This window comes from Sphaerospermopsis aphanizomenoides BCCUSP55, from assembly GCF_001586785.1.
GTDB lineage: Bacteria > Cyanobacteriota > Cyanobacteriia > Cyanobacteriales > Nostocaceae > Sphaerospermopsis_A > Sphaerospermopsis_A aphanizomenoides_A.
The window spans coordinates 26,406-52,184 of sequence record NZ_LUFH02000033.1; the positions used below are offsets into that span (position 1 = coordinate 26,406).

Genomic DNA, 25,779 nt, shown 5'->3' on the forward strand with positions numbered 1-25,779 from the left:
GTTAAAAAAAGGATAAAAAATGCCCTACAAAATGAACCGCCAAGCCTACGCCCAAACCTACGGGCCAACAGTAGGCGATAGAATTAGACTAGCAGACACCGAACTATTTATAGAAGTAGAACAAGACTTCACCACCTACGGAGACGAAGTAAAATTCGGTGGCGGAAAAGTAATAAGAGATGGGATGGGACAATCTCCAATTTCTAACGCCGATGGTGCAGTAGACTTAGTAATTACTAATGCTTTGATTCTCGATTGGTGGGGAATTGTAAAAGCAGATATCGGCATCAAAAACGGCAAAATTCACAAAATTGGTAAAGCCGGAAATCCCTATATTCAAGACAATATAGATATCATTATTGGCCCTGGAACCGAAGCATTAGCTGGGGAAGGAATGATTTTGACTGCGGGGGGAATAGATACCCATATTCATTTTATCTGTCCCCAACAAATTGAAGTAGCCATTGCTTCCGGTATCACTACTATGATTGGTGGTGGTACAGGGCCAGCTACAGGTACAAACGCCACCACTTGCACCCCTGGTCCCTGGAATATGTACCGAATGCTGCAAGCGGCTGATGCTTTCCCCGTCAACTTGGGATTTTTGGGTAAAGGTAACACCAGTCAACCCCAAGCACTCAGAGAACAAATTGAAGCTGGTGCAATTGGGTTAAAACTCCATGAAGACTGGGGAACAACTCCCGCCACAATTGATACTTGTTTAACAGTGGCTGATGAATATGACGTGCAAGTAGCGATTCACACAGATACTTTGAACGAAGCCGGCTTTGTGGAAGATACCATCGCGGCTTTTAAACATCGCGCTATTCACACCTACCACACCGAAGGCGCTGGGGGAGGACACGCACCAGATATCATTAAAGTCTGTGGACAACCCAACGTTTTACCATCGTCAACTAACCCCACTCGTCCCTACACCCTCAACACCTTAGATGAACATTTAGATATGTTGATGGTGTGTCATCATTTAGATCCCAGCATTCCCGAAGACGTGGCTTTTGCTGAATCGCGCATTCGTCGAGAAACTATCGCTGCTGAAGATATTTTGCATGATTTAGGTGCGTTTAGTATGATTTCTTCGGACTCCCAAGCGATGGGTAGGGTAGGAGAAGTAATAATTAGAACCTGGCAAACTGCCCATAAAATGAAGGTGCAGCGTGGAAGTATTGCTGGTGAAACCTTAGCAGATAATCTGCGGGCTAAAAGATATGTAGCGAAATACACAATTAACCCGGCGATTACTCATGGTATAGCTGAATATGTTGGTTCTGTGGAAGAAGGAAAAATCGCTGATTTGTGTTTATGGAACCCTGCGTTTTTTGGTGTCAAACCAGAAATAGTTATTAAAGGAGGAATGATTGCTTGGTCACAGATGGGTGATGCTAATGCTAGTATTCCCACACCTCAACCTGTCCATACCCGTCCCATGTTTGGCAGTTTTGCAGGTGCGCGTCATGCAACATCATTCACTTTTATTTCGCAAGCGGGTTTAGAAAAAGAAATTCCCCAAATGTTAGGGTTGAAAAAATCAATTGTTGCTGTTTCGGGAACTCGGCAAATTACTAAACGGGATTTGAAGTTAAATGATGCTTTACCTCACATTGAAGTTGACCCTGAAACCTACGAAGTTCGCGCAGATGGGGAATTATTAACCTGTGAACCAGCGACGGTTTTACCAATGGCACAAAGATACTTTCTGTTTTAGATTATGACTGAACAATCTACCGATTATGATAGTCCTTGGAAAGAAATTATTGAACTCTATTTTGATAAATTTGTCGAGTTTTTCTTCCCATTAGCTTATGCAGAAATAGACTGGAATCGCCCCTACCAATTTTTAGATAAAGAACTACTTCAACTAGAACCAGATGCAGAAGTTGGTAAAAGATTAGTTGATAAAGTTGCTAAAGTTTGGTTATTAAATGGGGAAGAAGCTTGGGTATTAGTTCATGTAGAAGTACAAGGACAATATGATAGTAAATTTCCCGAAAGAATGTATATCTATAATTACCGCTTATTTGATCGTCATCAAAAGCGAGTAATGAGTTTAGCAGTTTTAGCTGATGAAGACCCAAATTGGCGACCTTCCAGTTATAATTATCAATTAGGAGGCTGTAGAGTCAGTTTAGATTTTCCCATTGCTAAAATATTAGACTATGAACCATCCTGGTCAACTCTAGAAACAAGTAAAAACCCTTTTGCTATCGTAGTGATGGCACATTTAAAGAGTAAAGCTACTAAACGGGACGCTGATAATAGATTACAGTGGAAATTAAGTTTAGTAAAAATGCTCTTAGAAAGTGGTTTGAGTCGGCAAGATATTAAACAATTATTCCGGTTTATTGACTGGATAATGGTTTTACCGGAAGACTTAGCTAGAAGTTTTAAAACCGAAATCAGAAGTTACGAAGAGGCCAAAAAAATGCGCTATGTCACCAGTATTGAAAGATTGGCAAAACAGGAAGGAATAGAAGAAGGACTGCAAGAAGGTCGTCAGTTAGGACTTGAATTAGGTATTTTACAAATGGGACGAGATAATCTCATTGAAGTTTTAGAAACAAGATTTGGTGAAATACCAACATCTATAATTGATGCGGTGAATAATATCAATGATTCATCTGTTTTGAAAACACTCTTAAAAAGAGCGATTTCTATTCCTTCACTGGCTGAATTTGAGCAATTATTACCATAAACTTTAAATATTGTTATTAATGCAGTAAAAAATCAATAATTCATCTGCATTAATAACACTTCATAAACAAGAGATTCTTTCTATAAAGGAATTTACACATTTCTCACATAAGATTCCTGTTGAAAGTTAAATAGAGAAAACGTCCTAACTAACCTCAGTTTGGGTTAAGGGTATTTTTGAAGTTACTCAACGAGAGAATAGGCTTTTCAGCCTACGAAATAATAAGGGTTTCAGCTTATCCCGAACTCACGTTAACTAATTTTCATAATTTGCTTCTAATTACGCATAATATCATTGTTTCTTTATCTTTTCGATTTCACTCATCGGTAAAAGTAAAGTATCTTCAATGTATTGTCTAACTTCGCGGCTAACATAACAATCGCTATTTAGACAATCCATTAGCAAAATATTGGCATTATAATAGTGCTGCAATAGTTCTTGTTGAGAATGATTAAATTCCCAATCATAACCAATATTACGATGTTTAATCATTATTTCCTGTAAAATTACAGCCCAAGAACTTCTATCAAAGAATACATCACTATTAACATTTTTATTGTACTTTATGTATTTATTATATTTTATATCTGATTCTAGAAATATTTCAGGTAGTTCATATTTTAAGGATAAAAGGGGTTCGTCTAGTGTGTGATCAAGTTCACTCTGCATAACACTTTCAAGTTCACCATACAACTCACCATCATCATCAAAATTTGGAATCCACATTTTACAAATCTCATCCCAAATCCGAGTTGGCTCTGCAGCTTAGAGGAGTGTGTTACATAAGCTTACATCAGTTCTTAGTTCATGAGAAAATGCGAATCTACTATCAAGTTTATGAGTTAGTTTTGGAATAGGAAAAACCGATAAGGCAAGATGATTAGATAAGTTGTCAAAATTATAATTCAATGCAAAATAAAAAGCTCTAATAGATCCTGGTTTATAAGGTAGTTTAACCTCTGATGATTTTTCATGAACCCATTCCAAAAAATCTTGGATAGAAACATCATTAGCCACAATGTTGTCTATTTTATCCTTCATTAATAGAAACAATGAGTCAGCTTGACGCATCATACCAACCGTTAATAAAAAAACGTCCCGCCATCGTTTATCATTAATATGCTTAACTAATTTTTTTAGAGATACTAAACCATTTGTACCTACAATTTCTCTAGCTGTAAAATACTCATGAAACGTCAAATGCGAAAAAGAATAGATTCCCCTTGCGCGTTCCACTAATAATCCATGTTGTGATTCAATAGACTTTAAAACAGCTTCACTATCAAGTTCTAATTCCTGTGGTTCAGTTCGCGCATCACGTAAATTATAGATAAAATCAGCAATATATCCCTCAACTGTTTTTTGCTTAAAGAAATAATCCCCTTGTTCAAAAGTAGTGAGTGCAATTTGACTCAATAAATCTTCCTTACGGTGTAACGATAGATTTTTATAAACTTGATCACGTTCAATATTACGTTTAGCATCCCATTTTTTCAATAAAATATCTACGCCTTCTTTGTAAAGTTCAGAACGATTTGCTGGAAAATCATTATTTTCACCAAATACCAAACAAAGCAAAGTTAATAATAATGGATTTGTTGCTAATTCATAAATAGGTGTGTTTTCTGCTAACCTTTGAATAAAACGGTCTGCTTTTACTGGGTCTGTTAACCTAAACCAATTTTGGGTAAATGTTTCTATTTGCTGTTTGTCAAAATCTGCCATTTCCACTTCTGTGAAGCGTTCAAAAGTATATTCTTTGGCAGCTATGCGACAGGTAATTATAAATTGATTGGTGTGATATTGATTAGAAATTTCAAGAATTTGACTTAAAACACGCTTTGTATCTTCTTCTCTAACTTCATCTAAACCATCGAGCAAAATTAATCCTCTATCTTTACTCAAGATTTTATCTATTTTACCTTCAGCATCATTGACACGACACGCTGATAACTGTTGAGTAATATATTCTAGTAAATCTGGCTGTTTGGGTTTTTCTGCAAATTCTTTTAGGGTGATGAAAAAGGGAACTCGATTTGTTAAAAATTCCTCTTCAATACAGTGCATTGCCAGATATTTTAAAAATGTGGTTTTACCTGCTCCCGGTTTTCCTAAAACCATCAGTTTACTATGACGTTGTACTGCTTCTAGTCCTGGTACTCTTTCCTCTTTTATTCCGCTAAGTCCAAAACGCTCAAATTCTTCATGATTACAGTTTTGCAAAAGTTCAGAAATTTCTATGCGTCGGTTTCGGTTTAGTTTCTCCAAAATGTTGACATTTGTATAAATACCCCTTTCACCGCTTAACTCTATCGGTTGTTCCATATCTAAAACACGCATTGTTCCACATTTTTCTTTGATATGGGGTCTAACAAGTGCGCGAATTTCTTCAACTAAAGCATCTATTTCAAAATCTAGTTCTGAGTTTTTTGGATTTGGTTCAGCTTGTATATTTCCAGCAATATCTTGCCACTTTAATCCCAATTTTTCGCATATCCGCACGAACAACTCATTATCAACTGACTTCCCATTGAAAAACTTGCTGATTGGTTGACGAGTTACCCCTAGTGCATCAGCCAGCTTTTGCTGTGTCTGAAACTTGTCAATTAAAGCTAATTTTGCCTTTTCAATCCCTTGTTGAGAAGCCTGAAGCGATCGCTTAACCATATTTTACTGAGCAATTTTGACACCATTGTAGCGCCATTAGCAAAAGTCACACATAGCAATTACATAACTCACACATCCAACAAGCCTTGTAAATACGGGATTAGAGAGATTTTGGTAAGGCGTAAATCCAAAATTCTTACGGAGGCGATCGCAAACCCATGCTAGAAATTCTCATCCACAAATCTCTTGAAGTTATCCTCACGCTACTGCTGGAAAAATTATTGACATGGCTAGTGAAGGATAAAAACTACAAACACCTCAACCACTGGCTGAAAATGCAGATCCTTGTGCTTTATCTGGACTGGGTTTTACTGAAAACAGACACAAAAAATAAACAAATCAAAAACAAATGAGTAGTATCAAAAATCTATGTGTACGATACTGAAGGAACTCTATACTCTCCCAAAACCTTTACCGCTGATGCATATCACTCATGGATGGTTACAAATTCAGCTAACCTAAGAAAAGTTGACTTTTTTTCTCTACCTCTCAAAGTTTATGACCTCAAAAACTCCCCGTGTCGGTAATATCCTAGTTGTAGACGACTCCCCCGATAATATTTTTCTCGTTAAGACAATCTTGGAAGGGGAAGGATACAAAATTAGCAGTGTCGAAGATGGTGCTTCAGCATTAACAAAACTGCAAACTTCTGCCTATGACTTGGTATTACTGGATTTAATGATGCCAGAAATGGATGGCTATGAAGTCACCAGACGCATTCGTAACGAATTGAATTTACAGCAATACATACCCATTTTATTGATTACTGCCCATGATACACCCAACGTTGCCAAAGGACTAGACTTAGGTGCAGATGACTTTATTCGCAAACCTGTAAGTATGGATGAATTGTTGGCCAGAGTGCGATCGCTTCTCCGACTCAAACAAAGTATAGATGAACGTGATGAAATTGCCCTTCAGCGTCAAGATTTTGTCTCTCGTCTCACCCACGACTTACGCACTCCCCTAGTAGCAGCAGAAAGAATGTTAATGCTATTTCAGGAAGGTGCTTTGGGAAATTTATCACCACAAATGATGGAAGCTATCGCTGTCATGGCGCGTAGTAACACCAACCTGCTATCAATGGTTAATACCTTACTAGAAGTTTATCGCTTTGACGCAGGGCGGAAAAATCTGGTATTTCAACCAGTGAATCTCAGCCAGTTACTCACAGAAATAGCTGGAGAATTAACACCATTAGCGCAAGCAAAATCACTACCTATTAATTTAGATTTCTCTGCTAATCTAAAAACCACAACCATCCAAGGCGATCGCCTAGAATTACATCGTCTATTCACCAACCTGATTGGTAACGCTATTAAATTTACAAACTCCGGTTCAATTACTATTCGTATCCATGATGAACCTAACCTTAATGATATCATCACCATTGAAGTAGCAGATACAGGTCGGGGGATTTCTCCTGAAGAACAATCCACTTTATTTGAAAGATTTCGACAAGGAAATCATAATCACTCTGGTAGCGGCTTAGGACTTTATCTATCACGTCGCATCGTTGAAGCACATCAAGGTAAAATTAGCATTAATTCTGAGTTAGGTAAAGGTAGTATTTTTATAGTTAATTTACCGTTATTAACAAAATCAAATTTCTAATTCAAAATTAATTATGTTATTATATAAAATCAAAAAATCCAGCTTCTAAGGATAAAAATATGATTACATTTACCACAACTAATCCAAGTGAAATTATCAACCAACAACGTGATTTATTCAAAACTGGCCAAACTAAAAATATAGATTTTCGCCTCACACAACTGCAAAAACTCAAACAACTAGTCATTGACAATAAACCAGCTATCATCAAAGCATTAGCCGCAGATTTACACAAACCAGAATTTGAAACTTATGCATCAGAAATCGGTGTTATTAAAGAAATAAATTATGCTATCAAAAATCTAAAAAATTGGACTAAACCAAAAAAAGCAGCAATTCCTTGGGATTTATTTCCTTACTCAGCCAAAATTCACCCTGAACCTCTGGGAGTAGTTTTAATTATTAGTCCTTGGAACTATCCCTTTCAGTTAATTATCACACCTCTCATCGGTGCGATCGCATCAGGAAATTGTACAATTATCAAACCCTCAGAACTTGCACCCCACACTTCAAATTTAGTATCTGAACTCATCAGTAAATATTACCCACCAGAATATATTACAGTTATAGAAGGTGGTGTGGAAACCAGCCAAAAACTACTTGCAGAAAAATTTGATCACATCTTTTTTACAGGTGGTACAGCCATCGGTAAAATCGTCATGGAAGCAGCCGCCAAACATCTCACACCAGTAACATTAGAATTAGGTGGAAAAAGCCCTTGTATAGTTGACACAGAAATTAATCTTGAACATACCATCAAACGCATTACTTGGGGCAAATTTATCAACGCTGGACAAACTTGTATTGCACCTGATTATTTATTAGTGAATAAAAAAATTAAACCAGAATTAGTCAATGGTTTAAAAAAATGTCTGCAAGAATTTTATGGAAATAACCCAGCCACCAGTCCTGATTTTGCCAGAATTATTAGCAAAAAACACTTTGATAGATTAGCAAAATTCCTCCACAGTGGTGAAGTTATTGCTGGTGGAGAAAGCAAACCAGAAGAACTTTATATTGCTCCCACATTAATTGATAATGTTTCCTTAGCAGATCCAATCATGGAAGAGGAAATTTTCGGACCAATTCTGCCAATAATTGAATATACAGACATTGAGGAAGCTATTAGTTTGATTAACTCCAAACCCAAACCTTTAGCTTTATATTTATTCTCCGACAATAAAAACTTACAACAGCGAATATTACAAGCAACCTCATCAGGGGGGGTGTGTATTAATGATACAGTCATGCAAATTGCAGTTTCTTCCTTACCATTTGGTGGAGTTGGTGATAGCGGAATAGGTAGCTATCATGGTAAAGCCAGTTTTGACACCTTTTCCCATTACAAAAGCGTCTTGAAAAATACTTTCCGTTTCGATATCAACTGGCGTTTCGCACCCTACAAAGGTAAACTACCGCTGTTAAAAAAACTTATTGGTTGTTAGCACTACAATACTTTTCCGACTTCTTGAAGGAGTCGGGAATAAATATGAGCATTCAATTATCAATTATCAATTGTCAATTATCAATTATCAATTACTATACCTTTCCTCCGCCCAAGGTTCACCGCGTCGATGATAACCATTTCGTTCCCAAAAACCTAATTCTTCCTGTTCTAAAAACTCTAAACCATTAATCCACTTAGCACTTTTCCAAGCATAAAGGTGGGGAACAACTAGCCGCATCGGACCACCATGTTCTATTTGTAATGGTTCACCAAATAATTTAATAGCAAAGAAATTTTCTTCTCTTACAAAGTCAGTGAGGGAAATATTTGTTGTATACCCACCATAACAATGTTCCATAATATGAGCCGCTTTTGAATCTACTTCCAGCAAACTCATAAAATCTGTCACCCTAATTCCAGTCCATTTAACATCCAGTTTTGACCAACGGGTAACACAATGGAAATCCGCTGTAAATTCATGTTGAGGTAGGGCTAAAAAATCTGACCATTTAAACACAACAGGTTTTGCTAAACCCCAAACGCGAAACTCCCATTCTTCAATACTGACTTCGGGATCTGCACCATAAGTTAAAACCGGGAAACCTTTCGCTAAATGTTGGCCAGGAGGAACCCGTTCACTTTCTGCTGGATTTGGTTTCTGAAAAAATTTCATATATCAGGAGTCAGGAGTCAGGAGTCAGGAGTCAGGAGTCAGGAGTCAGGAGTCAGGAGTCAGGAGTCAGGAGTCAGGAGTCAGGAGTCAGGAGTTTGATTATCAATTGATGTCCTAATCATCCTGTCTATGGCTATAACATCATCAAACCTAATACCAATTAAAAAAATTCTGGACAATCTAAAATCCAAAATCCAAAATCTAAAATCTAAAATCTAAAATGGTATTACCTGCTGAAAACATCCGCTATAACACGCAGCATCTAGCGGTTGGTAGTTTATGCCATGAAAAAAGCAAAGAAAAAGCACTCCCATTGCTGCGCGGTTTGTGCTTTTCCTAGACGAGCGATTATGACTCTTCTTCTTCTTCTTCAGCAGTTGGATATACAAATCTAGAACGTCCAGACAAAATTGATTTGCCCAGAGAAAGAGCCTTTTGAGCTTCAACAGCAGCCTTGTGTCTCCAAGTAGCGCGGCGTTTATCTCGTTTTGATTTGGACGTTTTCTTCTTAGGAACAGCCATGATAGCGGATATCGTGATTCTTGACAACCTTTTTATTCTAAGCCATCAATTGACATCAGGAATAGAATTTGACTGACGAACTGAAAATTTTTCAACACAGGTGACAGAAGGCAAGAGGCAAGAGGCAAGAGGCAAGAGGCAAGAGGTAATAGATTATTCTCCCCTACACCCTACACCCTACTTTTATCGCTTTTCCCCTGGTGGTTGATTTGGCGGTAGTGCAGCAGGATTATTGCTGGGAGGTGTGGCTGCTGCTGGAGGTGTTGCTGTAATGGGAGCAGGATCAGGGAGTATGGTTGGTGGTTCAAATAATAAGAGTGATCGTGCTGTTTTAAAATAAGTTGCCCAACGTTGGGCATCAGGACGTTGTTTCCATTGCACACGACTTACTTTTAACTCTAAAACTGGGGCGATCCTACCGTGATTTTGTACGGTGACAATTATAGAAACTTCTGTGACTAAAATATCTTGGTCAAAACTGCGTTGCGCCGCAGTCCTCGCCACTGCTTCTGCTCTTCTGAGAACAGTTTCATAATTTTCTTGTGGTAGTGCGTCAATAGCTAAATCAACTCTAGAGGTGTAAGCTTGCACAATTTGAGGTGATATCGCTTCCGTAGCCACCCAGAGAGGAAACGCCAATAAAAGCCAAACTCCAGCCTGAATTATCCGGATTTTCCTGCCAAATCGGCCAATAAATAAAAAGGGGATCATTGATGATGGTGATGAACTGTAAATTTTGTTCATAAACTTATAACCCTCCTAAAATATGACTCATCATTTTAATCTAATGCAAGTATTTTCCGATATCTTAACGTTATAACCACTACTTTAGATAAACCAACAAAAACCGACAAAGAGTGGGATGGTAAATTACTGGGCGATCGCTATTGGCATCAATCAATATGAATTATTTCAACCTTTAAGTTGCGCTCAAACTGATGCCGAGGCAATAAAGGAATTTTTGGTGACAGAAGTAGGTTTTTTGCCCCAAAACTGCCTACTCATGACAAATACCTCGCCACCAATAGCAGAAAAAACCTCTTACCCAACTAAAGACAACATTCTGTCTGTGTTGGAGGAACTAGCAGCAACATCTTGGCAACCTGAAGACCATCTCTGGTTTTTCTTCAGTGGTTATGGAGTCAACCATAACGACAAAGACTACCTCATGCCAGTAGACGGTGATCCCGATTTGGTTGTAGAGACTGGCATCGCAGTCCGCCAAGTTATGCAAAGTCTTCAAGTTGCCGAACTCAAGACATTATTGATATTTGATATTAACCGTGCTTTTGGCACACAAGCAGATGCTCCCGTTGGTCAAGAAATTCTCGACATGGCCAAAGAACTACAAATGCCTGTCATGCTTTCTTGTCAACCAGAGGAATTTTCCCACGAAAGCAGCGAATTAGGTTACGGATTCTTTACAGCAGCCTTATTAGAAGCTTTACGTTCTGGCAAAGGTAGCAGTTTAAAAGATTTAGAAAGCTATGTCAGTTCCCTGACTCCAGAACTTTGTCAACACCATTGGCGACCTATCCAAAATCCTGTAACTGTCATTCCCAACAGTCCACCAGATATTTTGCCAATCTTGATATTAGATGACGATGAGGAAACACAACAACTAATTTTTCCAGAAGAAAACTTTGCTGTACCTCTAACTGCCCCATCCTTGGGAGATAAAGACTCTCGCAATTCCACTACGGATAAAGCTTGGTGGGCAAAAAATCAAACCCCAGAAACTACTCTCAACCAAACTTCAGAAACATCAGTTGCCAAGTTACCTGTAGATAGCAATCAAATCCTCGCTACTTCCCCAGAATTACAAGGCCGCAGGTTTATTCCCGCCTCAGCTAAAGACTACGCCACACCTGCAACTCAGGAACACACACCCATTTGGAAGCAATTTATTTTATGGGGAGGAGGCAGCATGGTGATAGTAGCTTTAATTGTTACCTTTCTGCTCCGTAATCAGGCTAGTTTTCGTTTTAAAAAGTTATCACCACCAATCAACAATACTACTAACTCGGATTTTTCCAACAGTTTACCTGCTATTCCTGCTGCTGTGGAAACAATCAAACCTGTTGGTGCTGCCATAACTGCCACTTCTGACACCCAAAAGCGTAGTCAAGCACTTTTGGAGTTAAAAAAAATGTCTCTGAAGGAAACTGAACCTAGTGATTTGAAATTAGCGATCGCTACTGCTAAAAAAATTAACTCCAGTGAGCCACTTTATCAACAAACACAGGAGAATATTCAGGTTTGGAATCAGATGATTTTAGATTTAGCTACAGGCCACGCTCAACAAAAACAATACAGTGATGCTATAGCAACCGCTGAGTTAATTACCAAAGACGAATTACTTTATCCCCAAGCCCAAACAGCAATTGAAAAATGGCAATTAGAAGCCAAACTATATCTAAGTAATAAAACTTTGTTAGATGCGGCAAATGCCTTGATTCAACCAGGACAAGCCTCTACTTACAACCGGGCGATTGAAGTTGCGAAAAAAGTTCCACCAGGACAACCAGGCTTTGAAATTGCTCAAACATCTATTAATAAATGGAGTGAACAAATTTTAGAGTTAGCTAAAAATCGCGCTGCACAAGGAGAATTCAGCGCCGCCATTGCCACCGCTGCATTAGTTCCACAAATCACACCCGCTTACCAAGATGCTCAAGATGCAATTCAAAAATGGCAAAGCAAGGTAAAAGATTAATGTTCAACTTGCTTGTCCTTAATCAAAAATCCAGAGTTAATTAAATTTTCCCTTAACTCTGGACTCTGTACTTTTAACTCATCACTCGTTACTCAGCACTCGTTACTCATCACTAACAATATCTGGAAATATCTTCGCCGCACTCATCTGCTAGATAACACAGAGCGCGAAATCTTAGACCTACTACTTCTTCATACAAAGGGTTTAGCTTACACATTGGCGGAATGTGAAAAAGTGTTCTACCAAACAATTTGACATCTCTCTCAAAAGGACATTGAGCCGGAATTAATCGACACACCCTATGAGCAAATTGGCGATCGCCTACTTTTAAGTTATCTAACCACTTTCGCAAAGGACCCAGAAAATTCCATTTAGATTCAATTGATTGAAAATGAGAAGCTTGTAACTCAGTGACATCAGCCTTTTTAGTTTCTGGTTGATGGAGTGATACCCAGCTTGCGAAAAAAATCTTTTTTGTGGTACTTTCAAATACCTTCATGGTTACTCCTCTCTTGTTATGAGGGTATTCACCTTACTGATGAATATACAATATGACAATTTCTTTGCCCGGGAAAATCGTATTTTGACGGAAATTCTTTAAAAAGTATGAGTAGCCTCTTAAAGTCATCATCTGTGTATTACTACGTCAAGTTAAACCCAAATTCCTAAAAATGGATACTCTGGTAATCGAATCTTTTTGATAACTTGACACACTTTAAATTTTAATGAAGACCTCTACCTTTAGACGGGTTTGGCTGTAACCTTAACAAAACTTAATATATCTTAGGATTATCTGTATAATAAATCAATATAAATGCTGTTTATCTATTGGTTAAGGCAGTAATTAGGGTTTGCTGTTCGCATAGCGTGCCGTTAGGCATAAAAGTTTTCTCGTGGGGGCAGGCAAGAGGCAAGAGGAAAGGGCTATCTGTTAGCCAAAAATTTTTGAGATTTCACCCTCAAAATGCTCGATATTTCCACTCCTAGTTTTAAAAACCTTGCACCTGCTTTCTTTTTTATCAGTCTGAATCCCTTAATTTATCAGTGTTTTGCATTTATATGGCTTACGCCACGCTCCGCTATCAGCATCCCCTAATTATGCTTTCCAATAAAAAAGCAAAGACGCTAAAAACCTTTGCGCCTCTGCTTTTTTGCGTAAGCTAAATTTTAAGAAGCCACAGCAGTAGAACGAGTCCGTCGTCTTCTACCATCAGCAGCAGCTTTTACCGAAGCAGGTGGTTCATCAGGGACTTGCATCAACAAAGTCAAAGATGGTTGACACTGCAACTCCCGACGTAGAGAACGCTGCAACTCTCGCTCTAACATTTCTTGCAAACCGCCCCAGTCTATATCATTTTGTCCGCTACCCGTCACAAACTCTGACCAACGGACACTAAGAATTTCCTCAATGCGTTGCTGTACCCACTTGAGTAAAAGCGATCGCTCAATACTTGTCACTACACCCTGCATATGAATTTCTGGTTTTGCCAACAGCTTACCATTCCAATCAATAGCAGCAGCAATAGTCACAAGTCCTTCAGAAGCTATGCGTTGACGTTCCTGCAACACTTTAGCACTCACCATCCCCGAACTCGTAGTATCCACCAGTTCAATCCCCGATGGAACTTTAGCAGCCACACGGATGGAGTTTTCCGTTAGTTCTATCACATCCCCATTCTGAATAATAATCATATTTTCAGCGGGAATACCCATACTTTGAGCAGTTTCCGCGTGCTTAACTAACATCCGATGTTCACCATGGAAAGGCACAAAGAACTTAGGACGAGTTAAAGCAATCATCAGCTTTTGTTCTTCTTGACAACCGTGTCCAGAAACGTGAACACCTTTATCTCGTCCATAGACCACTTTTGCCCCTTGCATCATCAATTTGTCAATGGTGTTAACCACCGCAATGGTATTACCAGGAATGGGGTTAGCAGAGAAGACAACTGTATCTCCCTCCCGAATTTTAATGTGGGGGTGTTCCTTGTTGGCAATTCTGGTCATGGCTGCCATTGTTTCACCCTGAGAGCCAGTTGTCAGAATCAGCACATTTTCATCTGGCATACCACGGACAGTATGCAAAGGTTGGAAAAGATTATCTTCGCATTTGATATAACCTAAGTTCCGGGCATGGGCGATCAAATTTAACATCGAACGCCCCACAACTGTCACTACTCGGTTGTGTTTTTTGGCCAGTTGCAAAATCATATTGATTCGATGCACGCTGGAAGCAAAGGTAGTGACGAATAAGCGCCCTGTGGCTTGAGAGAATACCCGATCAAGGTTGGGATAAACAGAACGTTCAGATGGTGTAAATCCTGGTACTTCTGAGTTGGTGGAATCACTCAACAAGCACAGTACGCCTTTTTCTCCATGTTCTGCTAGACGTTGCAGGTCAAACATCTCGCCATCAACTGGGGTGTGGTCAATTTTAAAATCCCCTGTGTGGATAACTACACCTAATGGCGTGTGAATGGCCACAGTAAAACTATCAGCGATGGAGTGGGTGTTGCGGATGTATTCGACAAAAAAGGCTTTGCCAATGCGGACTACATCACGGGGAAGAACGCTTCTTAATTCAGTGCGATCGCGCACTCCTGCTTCTTCTAATTTCCCCTCTAGCATTGCCATTGCTAGTCTTGGCCCATAAATTACCGGGATGTCAAATTGTTTAAGGTGAAAAGCGATCCCACCAATATGGTCTTCATGACCATGTGTGACAATCATCCCTTTAATTTTGTGGCGATTTTCCCTGAGATATGTTGTGTCAGGTAAAACAATATTCACGCCGTGCATTGCCTCTGTGGGAAAGGCCAAACCTGCATCTAATAGAACTATTTCATCTTCGTACTCGAAAACACAGGTATTTTTACCAATTTCGTGCAAGCCACCCAAAGGAATAATTTTGAGGGCGGAGTCAAGTTCGTTTTTAGCCATTTTCTCCTTGAGATTGTGTGTGTTGTTGATAAATTGATAGTTAGCGTTCTTGTATGAAAGAAAACTTCAAATGTTTATTTAAGCCAGGTAGAAACAGTCAAAGTTGAATCACAATATCCAAGCTTGAATAAATAAAAAGGAATTTACACTGAATGATTCTTATATCGCTCAGTTCTAGCACAGATGTTTAAATTGCAACCTAGTTATACCAATTCAAAATTCAAAATTCAAAATTCAAAATTCAAAATTCAAAATTCAAAATTCATAAATACAGATTTAACAAGGGTTGATGAGTTTGCATCTGTCCTGAATTTTGGAGAATTGGTATCACAAGTATTACCAATTATTTATAGGGATTTATCAGTCGTATCAAAACGTATAGCTATCATAAAACTCCTACATTTCAAGACTTTTAACTCTGTTACTTGTTACCTACTATATATAGCAGCCCTATTTAAGTTGTAAACTACAGCATATTGCCAGTAAATGAAGTACAAAATGTAATTAACAATTCATGTACTTCGTATTTCTAAGCATCCAGCCAACTTCCCAAATTTTGGCGCTTAGATTAAGCTGAGTTTGTTCATCACCGCCTCTAACTTTTGACAGATTTCTGCGTCAGCTTCAAAAAGAGGTGGACGGACTGAACCTACTTCCCAACCTTGAAGTTTTAATGCTTGCTTAATGGGGATAGGATTTGTTGTTAAAAATAAAGCTTTAAACAACGGGAATAGTTGTAGGTGAATCTCCGTGGCTAGATGAATTTTCCCCATATTAAAGGACTCTATCATCTGTTTTAGTTGATTGCCTACCAGATGAGAAGCCACACTTACCACACCCTTAGCCCCAACGGCTAACAGAGGCAAGGTTAAAGAATCATCTCCAGCGTAAATCTGAAATTCTTCTGGTGTCAAGCGGCGGATTTCACTAGCTTGGTCTAAATTCCCACTGGCTTCTTTTATCCCTACAATGTTGTCGATTTGCGCTAACTGCACAACTGTTTCTGGATTTAAGTTTTGACCAGTACGACCAGGGATATTGTATAACAAAATCGGTAGATCAGGGCAAGCTTTGGCGATCGCCCCAAAGTGCTGATATAAACCAGCTTGAGGCGGTTTGTTGTAATAAGGGACAACTTGTAAACACCCGTGTACGCCTATTTTAGCTGCTTTTTCGGTGGCCGCGATCGCTTCTTTTGTGGAATTAGAACCACATCCAGCAATTACCTTTGCTTTACTGCCTACAGCTTGCAAAACTTCTACAAACAACTGGTATTCTTCATCCCAAGTCAATGTCGGAGATTCACCTGTTGTCCCACACACAACTATGGTGTCTGTACCATTGTTTACTAAATGTGCTGCTAATTTTCCTGCTACATCATAGTTAACGCTGCCGTCTGTATTAAACGGCGTAATCATAGCAGTTACAATTGTGCCAAAATCTACCACCCTCTTTTCACTCCTGATTTGTCAGTTGTCAGTTGTCAGTTGTCAGTTGTCACAAACTCATGACCAATGACTAATGACTCAACCAATTTTTTTCTATTAATAATTCTGCAATTTGCACTGCATTTAAGGCTGCACCTTTACGGATTTGATCGCCACAAAGCCATAATTCTAAGCCACAAGGGTGAGAAATATCTTGCCGAATTCTCCCTACTAAAACCTCATCTTGACCACTGGCTTCTATTGGCATCGGGAAATAATTTGCTTGCCAATCTTCTACCAATTTTACACCAGGGGCTTGACTTAATATTTCTCTAGCCTCATCTGGACTAAAAGGTGTCTCGAATTCTAGGTTAATTGCTTCTGAATGGGCGCGAAGTACGGGAACCCGTACACAAGTGGCAGTAATTCTGATTTCTTGACTACCAAATATTTTGCGGGTTTCGTTAACCATTTTTAGTTCTTCCTCACAGTATCCCAAATCAGTCATAGGGGAATTGTGGGGAAATAAATTAAACGCCAACGGGTAGGGTAAGACCTCAGCTACTGGTTGTTGTCCTTGTAATATAGCACTGGTTTGGATTTTTACTTCCTCCATTGCTTTGGCACCAGCACCACTAGCTGATTGATAGGTAGCTGCCACAATCCTTTTTACTGGTTTACTTTTGTGCAATGGCCATACTGCCAATGTCATTAAAATTGTTGTGCAGTTAGGATTAGCAATAATGCCTCTATGATTAGCCGCCGCTTGGGGATTCACTTCTGGTACTACCAAGGGAACTTCTTGGTTCATCCTAAAGGCACTGGAGTTATCAATTACGACTGCGCCTTTTTCCACAGCTACTCCAGCCCAGGTTTTGGATGTCCCACCACCAGCACTAGCCAACACTATGTCAACATGATCAAAAGAGCGATCGCTAACTGCCTCAATGGGGATCTCATCTCCTTTAAATTTGAGTTTTTTGCCCGCACTTCGTTCTGATGCCAGCAATTTTAACTCAGCAATGGGAAAATTCCGGTTTTCCAGTAATTCCATCAACTCTGTGCCAACAGCACCAGTCGCACCCAAAATAGCTACACGATAGGATTTAGACAAATTCACGTCCTCCTTTAAGAGGTAATTAGCAACTTTTTTTATACAATTTAGAGTATTTAATAATGCGAATATCTATAAAATCAATTGCATTTCAATACTCAATAACATTTGGCTGATTTTGTTATAGATATATCAAGCAAGCAGCTAGTATTGTTTTTCTACTTCAAATAATAAATTTATTTCAGTTTACAATAATTAAGATTTAATGTTTATTTTTTGCATCATACATTAACATACAACAAACTGTGGATTTACAGAAAAATGCTAGAGTATTAAATCTGGATATTTTCTTCTGATCATACCTACAAGGCTAAGTCCCTGGTAACAACAATATACTATGATCCAAAATAATAGATCAAAATCATCAGCACAAACTAAGCTATATTGACAGGAGAGATAAGCAATATTGTTCCATTATGGTTTACACACCTATATCCTATATATTATAGCTTGAATCCAAGAGCTACTTATGTTGACAGGATATCACATAGTGAGCAATATGAGTACCATTTCCAGAGCAAAGTGAAAAGGGTGTAGGGTGTGGGGTGTAGGGAGTCCCATAATTACAATCAGGGGTTTCAAGCAAGGACGCTGTATTTTTCGCACTACGCGCCTCAAAATACATCTTTTTTCTGTTTCCATACTTAAAAGTAGAGGCTTTTTCTTCCCCACACCCCACACCCCGCACCGGAGGGGCTGGTCAGTAAAGATATTACAATCAAAGTGTTAAGTCCTGTGCTATTGGCAGTAAACTGGATATCTGCCCAAGGGCGCACTAGACCCCTCCCTTGGATTTGATTATGCTAAAAAGACATAACTGAATCCGCACCGTGAGACATCAAGTGCAGAAGGCGATCGCTACCCTGCTTGTGTGTACTCTCAAAATGAAAACAAGAAACAACAGAGACAAAGCATGAAAGTTACCCAGGAAAAACTTGAAAAAAGCCAAATTGGACTAGAAATAGAGATTACACCAGAAATTACCAAACAAAAATACGAACAGGTCGTTAAAAATTTAAGTGGTACTGTAAGTATTCCTGGGTTTCGCAAAGGCAAAGTACCCCGGCCAATATTATTACAGCGCCTTGGTGTCAGTCGGATCAAAGCATCTGCACTAGAAGAACTAATTCCCGAAGTAGTTGAGCAAGCAGTTAAACAAGAAGCCATTAACGCTATTGGTCAACCGCGATTACGCTCCTCCTTCGATGAATTGATCAATAATTATGAGCCAGGAAAAGCCCTGACTTTTTCAGCTGCTGTTGATGTTGAACCAGAAGTCGTTCTTAAGCAGTACACAGGTTTTCAAGTTCAAGCAGAAGAAATCAAGTACGATTCCACAAGGGTTGATACCGTCATAGACAGAGAACGTCAACAGATGGCAACTCTGATTCCCGTAGAAGGACGTGCAGCCCAAATTGGTGATGTAGCTGTAGTTGATTTTAAAGGTGTGATCACCAAAGCGGAAGGTGAAGACGAATCTACAGAACCTACACCTATTCCCGGTGGAGAAGCAACTGATTTTCAAGTTGAGTTACAAGAAGATAAGTTTATCCCTGGTTTTGTCTCCGGTATGGTGGGCATGAACCCTGGAGAAACCAGAGAAATTTCGGCTCAATTTCCAGACCCCTATGCTAACCAAGAGTTAGCTGGTAAACCTGCACTGTTCACAGTCACACTCAAAGAAATCAAAGAAAAAGAACTACCCGAATTGAACGATGAATTTGCTCAAGAAGTGAGTGAATTTGAGACTTTAGCAGAACTGCGGGCATCTTTAGAAGAAAGATATCAAAAAGAAGCCGAAGACCAAACCAAAGCCAACAAGCAAGAAGCTTTGTTAGCAGAACTGCTCAAGCAAGTAGAAATTGACTTGCCGGCAACCTTAATTGACCAAGAAGTCGATGCCATGCTCACACAAACAGCAATGAAACTGTCAGAGCAAGGGTTAGACGTGAGAAAACTGTTTACCCAAGATATTATTCCCCAATTAAGAGAGCGATCGCAGCCAGAAGCGATTGAACGCCTGAAACGTTCCCTAGCCATCGAAGAAATCGGCAAACGCGAATCCATCCAAGTTACACCAGAAGAAGTTGCAGCTAGAGTCAAAGAAATTTTAGAACAATACACTGATGAGGAAATAGATCCCATTAGACTGCAATCAGTAGTGGAAAAGGAACTAGCCAACGACAAAATCCTAGATTGGCTGTTAAATAACTCCACCGTAGAACTAGTCCCCGCAGGTTCTTTAAGCACAAAAGAAGAAACTGATTCATCGGAGGAATAGGTGACAGGTGACAGGTGACAGGTGACAGTGAGGAAAGCAGGGGAGCAGGGGAGGCAGGGGAGGCAGGGGAAATTTTCGTTCTTTCCTCTTACTCCTGAACTCCTGATAGCGAAGCGTGGCGTAAGCCATACTCCTGATAGCGAAGCGTGGCGTAAGCCATACTCCTGATAGCGAAGCGTGGCGTAAGCCATACTCCTGAACTCCTGAACTCCTCTCTTCTGCGATAAGAATTCAAATAAGGCATAATGGTTAACACATAGCTCAAATACAAATTCAAATTCTCGCAATATCAGCCATAAAGGCGACAAACTCTGTCCAACTTATTGTTAAATATTCTTGTATGCTTGTATCGCAGTCGGGAAATTACCCCATCAGTAGCTTAAGTCCCATCGGCATTAGCTGTAGCTACGGCAGCCCCAACAACATCGTACCGATGGTGGTAGAACAATCGGGTATGGGAGAAAGGGCTTTTGACATCTACTCCCGCCTGCTCCGAGAACGGATTATTTTTTTGGGAACACCAATAGATGATACTGTAGCCAACTCAATTGTGGCTCAATTGCTATTCCTGGATGCGGAAGACTCAGAAAAAGATATTCAATTGTACATCAATTCCCCTGGTGGCTCTGTCTACGCAGGAATGGCAATCTATGATACAATTCAACAAATACGCCCTGATGTTGTTACCATCTGTTTTGGATTAGCTGCCAGTATGGGAGCATTTCTCTTAACATCTGGAACTCCAGGAAAACGTATGTCTCTACCTGATTCCCGAATTATGATTCACCAACCCCTTGGTGGCGCTCAAGGACAGGCAATTGACATTGAAATTCAAGCACGAGAGATTCTTTACATTAAAGGTAAGTTGAATCAGCTGATGGCCAAACATACTGGTCAGCCTCTAGAAAGAATCGAAGCAGATACAGAACGTGACTTTTTCATGTCGGCGGAAGAGGCAAAAAACTACGGTTTAATCGATCAGGTTATTTCTCGACAAAATCTCCCCACAGCAGGGGAAAACGTCACCATTCTGAAATAAGAGGCTTGGTATGACTAAGTACGACTCCCATTTAAAATGTTCGTTTTGCGGCAAGTCTCAGGAGCAGGTGCGTAAATTAATCGCGGGTCCGGGAGTCTACATCTGCGATGAATGCGTTGACTTGTGTAATGAAATCTTAGATGAGGAGTTGCTGGATACGAATGGTGCTGCTTCCCAACCAGCGCCACGGTCAGAACCACCTCAAAAACGCCGTACTCGTTCTGCCAATCTCTCATTTAATCAAATACCCAAACCTAGAGAAATTAAAAAATATTTAGACGAACACGTTATTGGTCAAGATGAAGCCAAAAAAGTGTTGTCAGTCGCTGTTTATAATCACTACAAGCGGTTGGCTATTGTCCAGTCTAAAGGTAATGGTAAAGGTGGGGCAGACGATGCGGTAGAGCTTCAAAAGTCCAATATTTTATTGATGGGCCCGACTGGTTGCGGTAAAACCCTGTTAGCACAAACCCTAGCCAAAATTCTTGATGTACCCTTTGCTGTTGCTGATGCCACAACTTTAACAGAAGCAGGGTATGTGGGAGAAGATGTGGAAAATATCTTGCTGCGACTTTTACAAGTGGCAGATTTGGATGTGGAGGAAGCACAGCGGGGAATCATCTACATTGATGAAATTGATAAAATTGCCCGCAAGAGTGAAAATACCTCAATTACCAGAGATGTTTCCGGTGAAGGTGTACAACAAGCTTTGCTGAAAATGTTGGAAGGAACAACTGCCAATGTTCCCCCCCAAGGCGGACGCAAGCACCCCTATCAAGACTGTATCCAAATTGATACGAGTAACATCTTGTTTATTTGTGGTGGGGCTTTTGTTGGGTTGGAAAAAGTTGTAGATCAGAGAGTGGGTAAAAAGTCAATTGGTTTTGTCCAATCGGGAGAAGGTCAATCGAAAGAAAAACGGGCAGCAGATACACTGCGTCATCTAGAACCGGATGATTTGGTGAAATTTGGCATGATTCCCGAATTTATCGGGCGGTTGCCAATGGTAGCTGTAGTAGATCCTCTGGATGAAGAGGCGCTAATGGCGATTCTTACCCAACCACGTAGTGCTTTGGTGAAGCAGTACCAAAAACTGCTGAAGATGGATAACGTCCAGTTAGATTTTAAACCAGATGCTTTAAAAGCGATCGCTCAAGAAGCTTATCGACGCAAAACTGGGGCGCGGGCGCTACGGGGTATTGTGGAAGAATTAATGTTAGATGTGATGTATGAGTTGCCTTCTCGTAAAGATGTCACTCGCTGCACAGTAACAAGGGAAATGGTGGAAAAACGTTCTACTGCGGAACTACTAGTACATCCATCTTCACTACCCAAACCAGAATCAGCATAGGAAGGAGTTCAGGAGTGCCTCGCTCCGCGAGGAGCGTACGCTAACAGGAGTTCAGGAGTTCAGAATTAAGAATTTACCTGTTTCCTGTTCCCTGTTCCCTGTTCCCTGTTCCCTTAAAACTATGGCTTATATCAATGTTTGTGGCGTTGAGCATTATTACGAGTGGATGAAACAACCATCAAGTGCAGTTAAGCCTGTGATGGTTTTTATTCATGGTTGGGCTGGTTCTTCTAGATATTGGCGAAGTACAGCTGAGGCTTTATTACCAGAATTTGATTGTTTACTCTATGATATGCGAGGATTTGGGCGTTCTCATGCTCAACCCAGCCAGAAAAATGCTGAGGATATTAAAGAGTTAAGTTATGAATTAGATGAATATGCTGAAGATTTGGCGGCTTTGTTAGATGGGTTGCAACTTCGGCGAGTTTATATTAATGCTCATTCAATGGGCGCTTCTATTGCTACTTTATTTTTTAATCGTTATTCTGAACGAGTGTGTAAGGGAATTTTAACCTGTAGTGGCATTTTTGAATATGACGAGAAAGCCTTTGCTGCTTTTTATAAATTTGGTGGACTAGTAGTTAAATTCCGTCCTAAATGGTTAGGGAAAATACCCTTAGCTGACAAGATGTTTATGGCGAGATTTCTCCATAGTCCTATTCCTAAATCGGAGAGACAAGCTTTTTTACAAGATTTTATTGATGCTGATTATGATGCAGCTTTAGGCACTATTTTCGCTTCTGTAAGTAAAGAACAAGCGGAATTAATGCCCCAGGAATTCACGAAATTAACAGTACCAACATTGCTGGTGGCGGGGGAATATGACATTATTATTCCCGCAGAAATGGGACGACAAGCAGCAGCACTAAATGAAAAAGTTGAATTTGCAGTGATTCCTAATACTGCCCATTTTCCCATGTTGGAAGACCCAGAAACTTATTTGGCAAGGATACGAGAGTTTTTAAATGATTGACAATTGATATAGCGGTATTTTTTGACACTGCCCGGTCTAAAGACACAGAGATTCTGAAGCACTCCATTGGTTGATGCGCGGATGGGTGGGTGTAAAAATTTTGGTTGATTAAAAAATGGCTGAAATCAAATCTACATCAGGCTTTGGTTGATTTTCTGCTCTTGAACCACCCGCGCACTTTACCCAGTAAGGGTTTCAGCCGTTTTTCTTCTTGACACGATTCCTGAAATGGACTATCATGATCTCATCCGCGCAACTGTACCTTGAAAACTACATATATAAAGGGTTTCAGCCTACCGCTATTGCAATTCTAAATAATCCCTATTAGGGATTGAAACCAAAAATTGTAGGTATTGCGCCTAAATAATTTCCGATAAAATTGCAATTCTAAATAATCCCTATTAGGGATTGAAACGATGAAAACACTTTGGAGAATTATTTATGCAAACAGTAGAAATTGCAATTCTAAATAATCCCTATTAGGGATTGAAACAATTGCCTTGATATCACCGAATTTAATGCTGTAGCGCCCCTTATTGCAATTCTAAATAATCCCTATTAGGGATTGAAACGATTCCGGAGGCACACCAAGCGGGGGCTAATTCATTGATTGCAATTCTAAATAATCCCTATTAGGGATTGAAACATTTTTTATTCCCTATTAACAACAAGGCGGAAAGATTGTAAATTGCAATTCTAAATAATCCCTATTAGGGATTGAAACTTAGCTCAAGAAGAAGAAACAATAAATTCAAATATTGCAATTCTAAATAATCCCTATTAGGGATTGAAACAAAGATATGTGGTTGATGTGGCATTGGGATTTTGATAATATTGCAATTCTAAATAATCCCTATTAGGGATTGAAACAGCTATTTTTTTGAGTTGTCTTTCAAATGCGTTGTTTATAGGAGATTGCAATTCTAAATAATCCCTATTAGGGATTGAAACTCATTTGTAAAGTGACCTGCTAATTTAGCAGCGTGTAGCATATTGCAATTCTAAATAATCCCTATTAGGGATTGAAACATTGGCTACTTCAGATAAGATAGCACTTGGTGAATTATCAAAATTGCAATTCTAAATAATCCCTATTAGGGATTGAAACGTGGAATCTTTTGGCGGATTCTTCTTGGAAAGCTTCTATTGCAATTCTAAATAATCCCTATTAGGGATTGAAACGGATACCCTGAATTTGAGCATACTACATTAAACCTATTGCAATTCTAAATAATCCCTATTAGGGATTGAAACTTTCTTGGCTTCATTACTGGCATCTGGGCAATTACAAATTGCAATTCTAAATAATCCCTATTAGGGATTGAAACGCCGTCGCACCAGGAACACCAATAATTTTCAGAACATCCCCAATTGCAATTCTAAATAATCCCTATTAGGGATTGAAACCAAATATTTCCAACAAATCAGTATAAAATCCCTGAATAGATTGCAATTCTAAATAATCCCTATTAGGGATTGAAACGAGTGTTAGCTTCGCTGAAGGCTCTTTACCAATTAAATTGCAATTCCAAATAATCCCTATTAGGGATTAAAACGCTGCATGAAAAAATAGCCCAAGAATCAGCAGAATATTGCAATTTCAATTAATCCCTATTAGGGATTGAAACTTTCACTGCCATTTTTTTGGCATCGACTTCTAGCGCATTGCAATTTCAATTAATCCCTATTAGGGATTGAAACGTGCTGAACTCAAAAAACTTCTTAAATTAGTGCTTATTGCAATTTCAATTAATCCCTATTAGGGATTGAAACATTGCTAATACAGCTAATAAAATAGTGTTAATGTTTTAAACTATCGTTAATTTCTCGTTCCCATACTCTGTATGGAAATGAATGTTAAAAAGTTCTGCCTTTTGTTTTAAACTGGAGTCAAAGACTCCTGATAGCATTTCCAGTCTGGAGACTGGGAACGAGATAATATCAGTAAAAAATAACTTTTAAATACTATCAGGATCTACACCCAAAGCCCTCAATCTTTCTGCTAATAATTGAGCGCGTTGTTCAGCTTTTTTCGCTCTTTCATCACCAGTCATCAAAACATTACCATCTTGATCACACCAACGTAACCAAGTATCATTTATTCCTTCAAACTCTCCCTCCCATAAAGTTAAACCTAAACCAATTTCTTCTAACCAATGATTTGTAGTTTCTACATAAGTACCCAAGCAAAATTAATTGTACATATTGATTGAAAACAAAAATGTCTGTATTCCTTACCTATTCCCTATTCCCTCTTCCCTATTACCTCTCCTAACTATAAAATTTATTTTTCACGACTACT

General features: G+C 39.2%; 19 protein-coding genes, 1 pseudogene and 1 CRISPR repeat array. Of the genes and pseudogenes, 9 read left to right on the forward strand and 11 right to left on the reverse strand.

Annotated elements, in window-relative coordinates:
- Positions 1–19: 19 nt before the first annotated feature.
- Positions 20–1,726: an urease subunit alpha gene (gene ureC / locus A0J48_RS10505; RefSeq protein WP_200322867.1), complete on the forward strand. Its 1,707-nt coding sequence runs from the start codon at positions 20–22 to the stop codon at positions 1,724–1,726.
- A 3-nt stretch (positions 1,727–1,729) separates the two neighbouring features.
- Positions 1,730–2,713 (forward strand): RpnC/YadD family protein, encoded by a 984-nt coding sequence (locus A0J48_RS10510; RefSeq protein ID WP_200322869.1) that lies wholly within the window; start codon positions 1,730–1,732, stop codon positions 2,711–2,713.
- Between the two features lie 291 nt (positions 2,714–3,004).
- Here A0J48_RS10510 and A0J48_RS10515 read toward each other — a convergent pair whose 3' ends face one another.
- Positions 3,005–3,439, reverse strand: coding sequence for an NACHT C-terminal helical domain 2-containing protein (locus tag A0J48_RS10515; RefSeq protein WP_200322871.1), 435 nt, complete (start codon positions 3,437–3,439; stop codon positions 3,005–3,007).
- A gap of 39 nt (positions 3,440–3,478) precedes the next feature.
- Positions 3,479–5,380, reverse strand: a complete 1,902-nt coding sequence (locus A0J48_RS10520; RefSeq protein WP_200322873.1) for an NACHT domain-containing protein — start codon at positions 5,378–5,380, stop codon at positions 3,479–3,481.
- Positions 5,381–5,878: 498 nt separating this feature from the next.
- Between A0J48_RS10520 and A0J48_RS10525 the strand changes: the two genes are divergently transcribed.
- Together A0J48_RS10525 and A0J48_RS10530 are read left to right on the forward strand one after the other, a co-directional pair.
- The gene (locus A0J48_RS10525) at positions 5,879–6,994 is read left to right on the forward strand and encodes a sensor histidine kinase (protein WP_200322875.1); all 1,116 of its coding nucleotides are present in this window, start codon (positions 5,879–5,881) and stop codon (positions 6,992–6,994) included.
- 23 nt (positions 6,995–7,017) lie between these two features.
- The gene (locus tag A0J48_RS10530) at positions 7,018–8,439 is read left to right on the forward strand and encodes an aldehyde dehydrogenase family protein (RefSeq protein ID WP_325078602.1); all 1,422 of its coding nucleotides are present in this window, start codon (positions 7,018–7,020) and stop codon (positions 8,437–8,439) included.
- Between the two features lie 87 nt (positions 8,440–8,526).
- On the opposite strand, the gene A0J48_RS10535 is transcribed toward A0J48_RS10530, so the two are convergent.
- The 3 genes from A0J48_RS10535 to A0J48_RS10545 form a co-directional block, all read right to left on the reverse strand.
- Positions 8,527–9,114 (reverse strand): sulfite oxidase-like oxidoreductase, encoded by a 588-nt coding sequence (locus A0J48_RS10535; RefSeq protein ID WP_200322878.1) that lies wholly within the window; start codon positions 9,112–9,114, stop codon positions 8,527–8,529.
- 348 nt (positions 9,115–9,462) lie between these two features.
- Positions 9,463–9,636, reverse strand: a complete 174-nt coding sequence (rpmF, locus tag A0J48_RS10540; RefSeq protein WP_200322897.1) for a 50S ribosomal protein L32 — start codon at positions 9,634–9,636, stop codon at positions 9,463–9,465.
- A gap of 183 nt (positions 9,637–9,819) precedes the next feature.
- Positions 9,820–10,380, reverse strand: a complete 561-nt coding sequence (locus A0J48_RS10545) for a hypothetical protein (protein ID WP_200322879.1) — start codon at positions 10,378–10,380, stop codon at positions 9,820–9,822.
- Between the two features lie 118 nt (positions 10,381–10,498).
- Here A0J48_RS10545 and A0J48_RS10550 point away from each other — a divergent pair, with 118 nt between their 5' ends.
- Positions 10,499–12,352, forward strand: coding sequence for a caspase family protein (locus A0J48_RS10550; protein WP_200322880.1), 1,854 nt, complete (start codon positions 10,499–10,501; stop codon positions 12,350–12,352).
- Positions 12,353–12,464: 112 nt separating this feature from the next.
- Here the strand turns inward: A0J48_RS10550 and A0J48_RS10555 are convergent, their stop codons facing one another.
- The 4 genes from A0J48_RS10555 to A0J48_RS10570 all read right to left on the reverse strand — a co-directional run bounded on the left by A0J48_RS10555 (position 12,465) and on the right by A0J48_RS10570 (position 17,833).
- A complete protein-coding gene (locus A0J48_RS10555; RefSeq protein ID WP_200322881.1) occupies positions 12,465–12,851 on the reverse strand; it encodes a Mo-dependent nitrogenase C-terminal domain-containing protein in 387 nt (128 codons plus the stop codon).
- 668 nt (positions 12,852–13,519) lie between these two features.
- Positions 13,520–15,292, reverse strand: a complete 1,773-nt coding sequence (locus A0J48_RS10560) for a ribonuclease J (protein ID WP_200322882.1) — start codon at positions 15,290–15,292, stop codon at positions 13,520–13,522.
- Positions 15,293–15,855: 563 nt separating this feature from the next.
- Entirely contained in the window at positions 15,856–16,740 is an 885-nt protein-coding gene (gene dapA / locus A0J48_RS10565) for a 4-hydroxy-tetrahydrodipicolinate synthase (RefSeq protein WP_200322883.1), read from the reverse strand.
- Between the two features lie 70 nt (positions 16,741–16,810).
- Entirely contained in the window at positions 16,811–17,833 is a 1,023-nt protein-coding gene (locus A0J48_RS10570) for an aspartate-semialdehyde dehydrogenase (RefSeq protein ID WP_200322885.1), read from the reverse strand.
- Between the two features lie 913 nt (positions 17,834–18,746).
- Here A0J48_RS10570 and tig point away from each other — a divergent pair.
- On the forward strand, positions 18,747–20,114 hold the full coding sequence (gene tig / locus A0J48_RS10575) for a trigger factor (protein WP_200322887.1): 1,368 nt from the start codon (positions 18,747–18,749) through the stop codon (positions 20,112–20,114).
- 88 nt (positions 20,115–20,202) lie between these two features.
- On the opposite strand, the gene A0J48_RS10580 is transcribed toward tig, so the two are convergent.
- Positions 20,203–20,358: a hypothetical protein gene (locus A0J48_RS10580; RefSeq protein ID WP_200322889.1), complete on the reverse strand. Its 156-nt coding sequence runs from the start codon at positions 20,356–20,358 to the stop codon at positions 20,203–20,205.
- A 96-nt stretch (positions 20,359–20,454) separates the two neighbouring features.
- Here A0J48_RS10580 and clpP point away from each other — a divergent pair, with 96 nt between their 5' ends.
- The 3 genes from clpP to A0J48_RS10595 all read left to right on the forward strand — a co-directional run bounded on the left by clpP (position 20,455) and on the right by A0J48_RS10595 (position 23,477).
- Complete coding sequence (clpP, locus tag A0J48_RS10585) at positions 20,455–21,153, forward strand: ATP-dependent Clp endopeptidase proteolytic subunit ClpP (protein WP_200322891.1); 699 nt, start codon at positions 20,455–20,457, stop codon at positions 21,151–21,153.
- Positions 21,154–21,163: 10 nt separating this feature from the next.
- Positions 21,164–22,504, forward strand: coding sequence for an ATP-dependent protease ATP-binding subunit ClpX (gene clpX / locus A0J48_RS10590; RefSeq protein WP_200322893.1), 1,341 nt, complete (start codon positions 21,164–21,166; stop codon positions 22,502–22,504).
- Between the two features lie 121 nt (positions 22,505–22,625).
- On the forward strand, positions 22,626–23,477 hold the full coding sequence (locus A0J48_RS10595) for an alpha/beta fold hydrolase (protein WP_200322895.1): 852 nt from the start codon (positions 22,626–22,628) through the stop codon (positions 23,475–23,477).
- 301 nt (positions 23,478–23,778) lie between these two features.
- Positions 23,779–25,250: a CRISPR direct-repeat array (repeat unit 37 nt; unit sequence ATTGCAATTCTAAATAATCCCTATTAGGGATTGAAAC).
- Between the two features lie 185 nt (positions 25,251–25,435).
- On the opposite strand, the pseudogene A0J48_RS10600 reads toward A0J48_RS10595, so the two are convergent.
- Positions 25,436–25,654, reverse strand: a pseudogene (locus A0J48_RS10600) (Uma2 family endonuclease); the annotation flags it as partial.
- Positions 25,655–25,779: the final 125 nt, after the last annotated feature.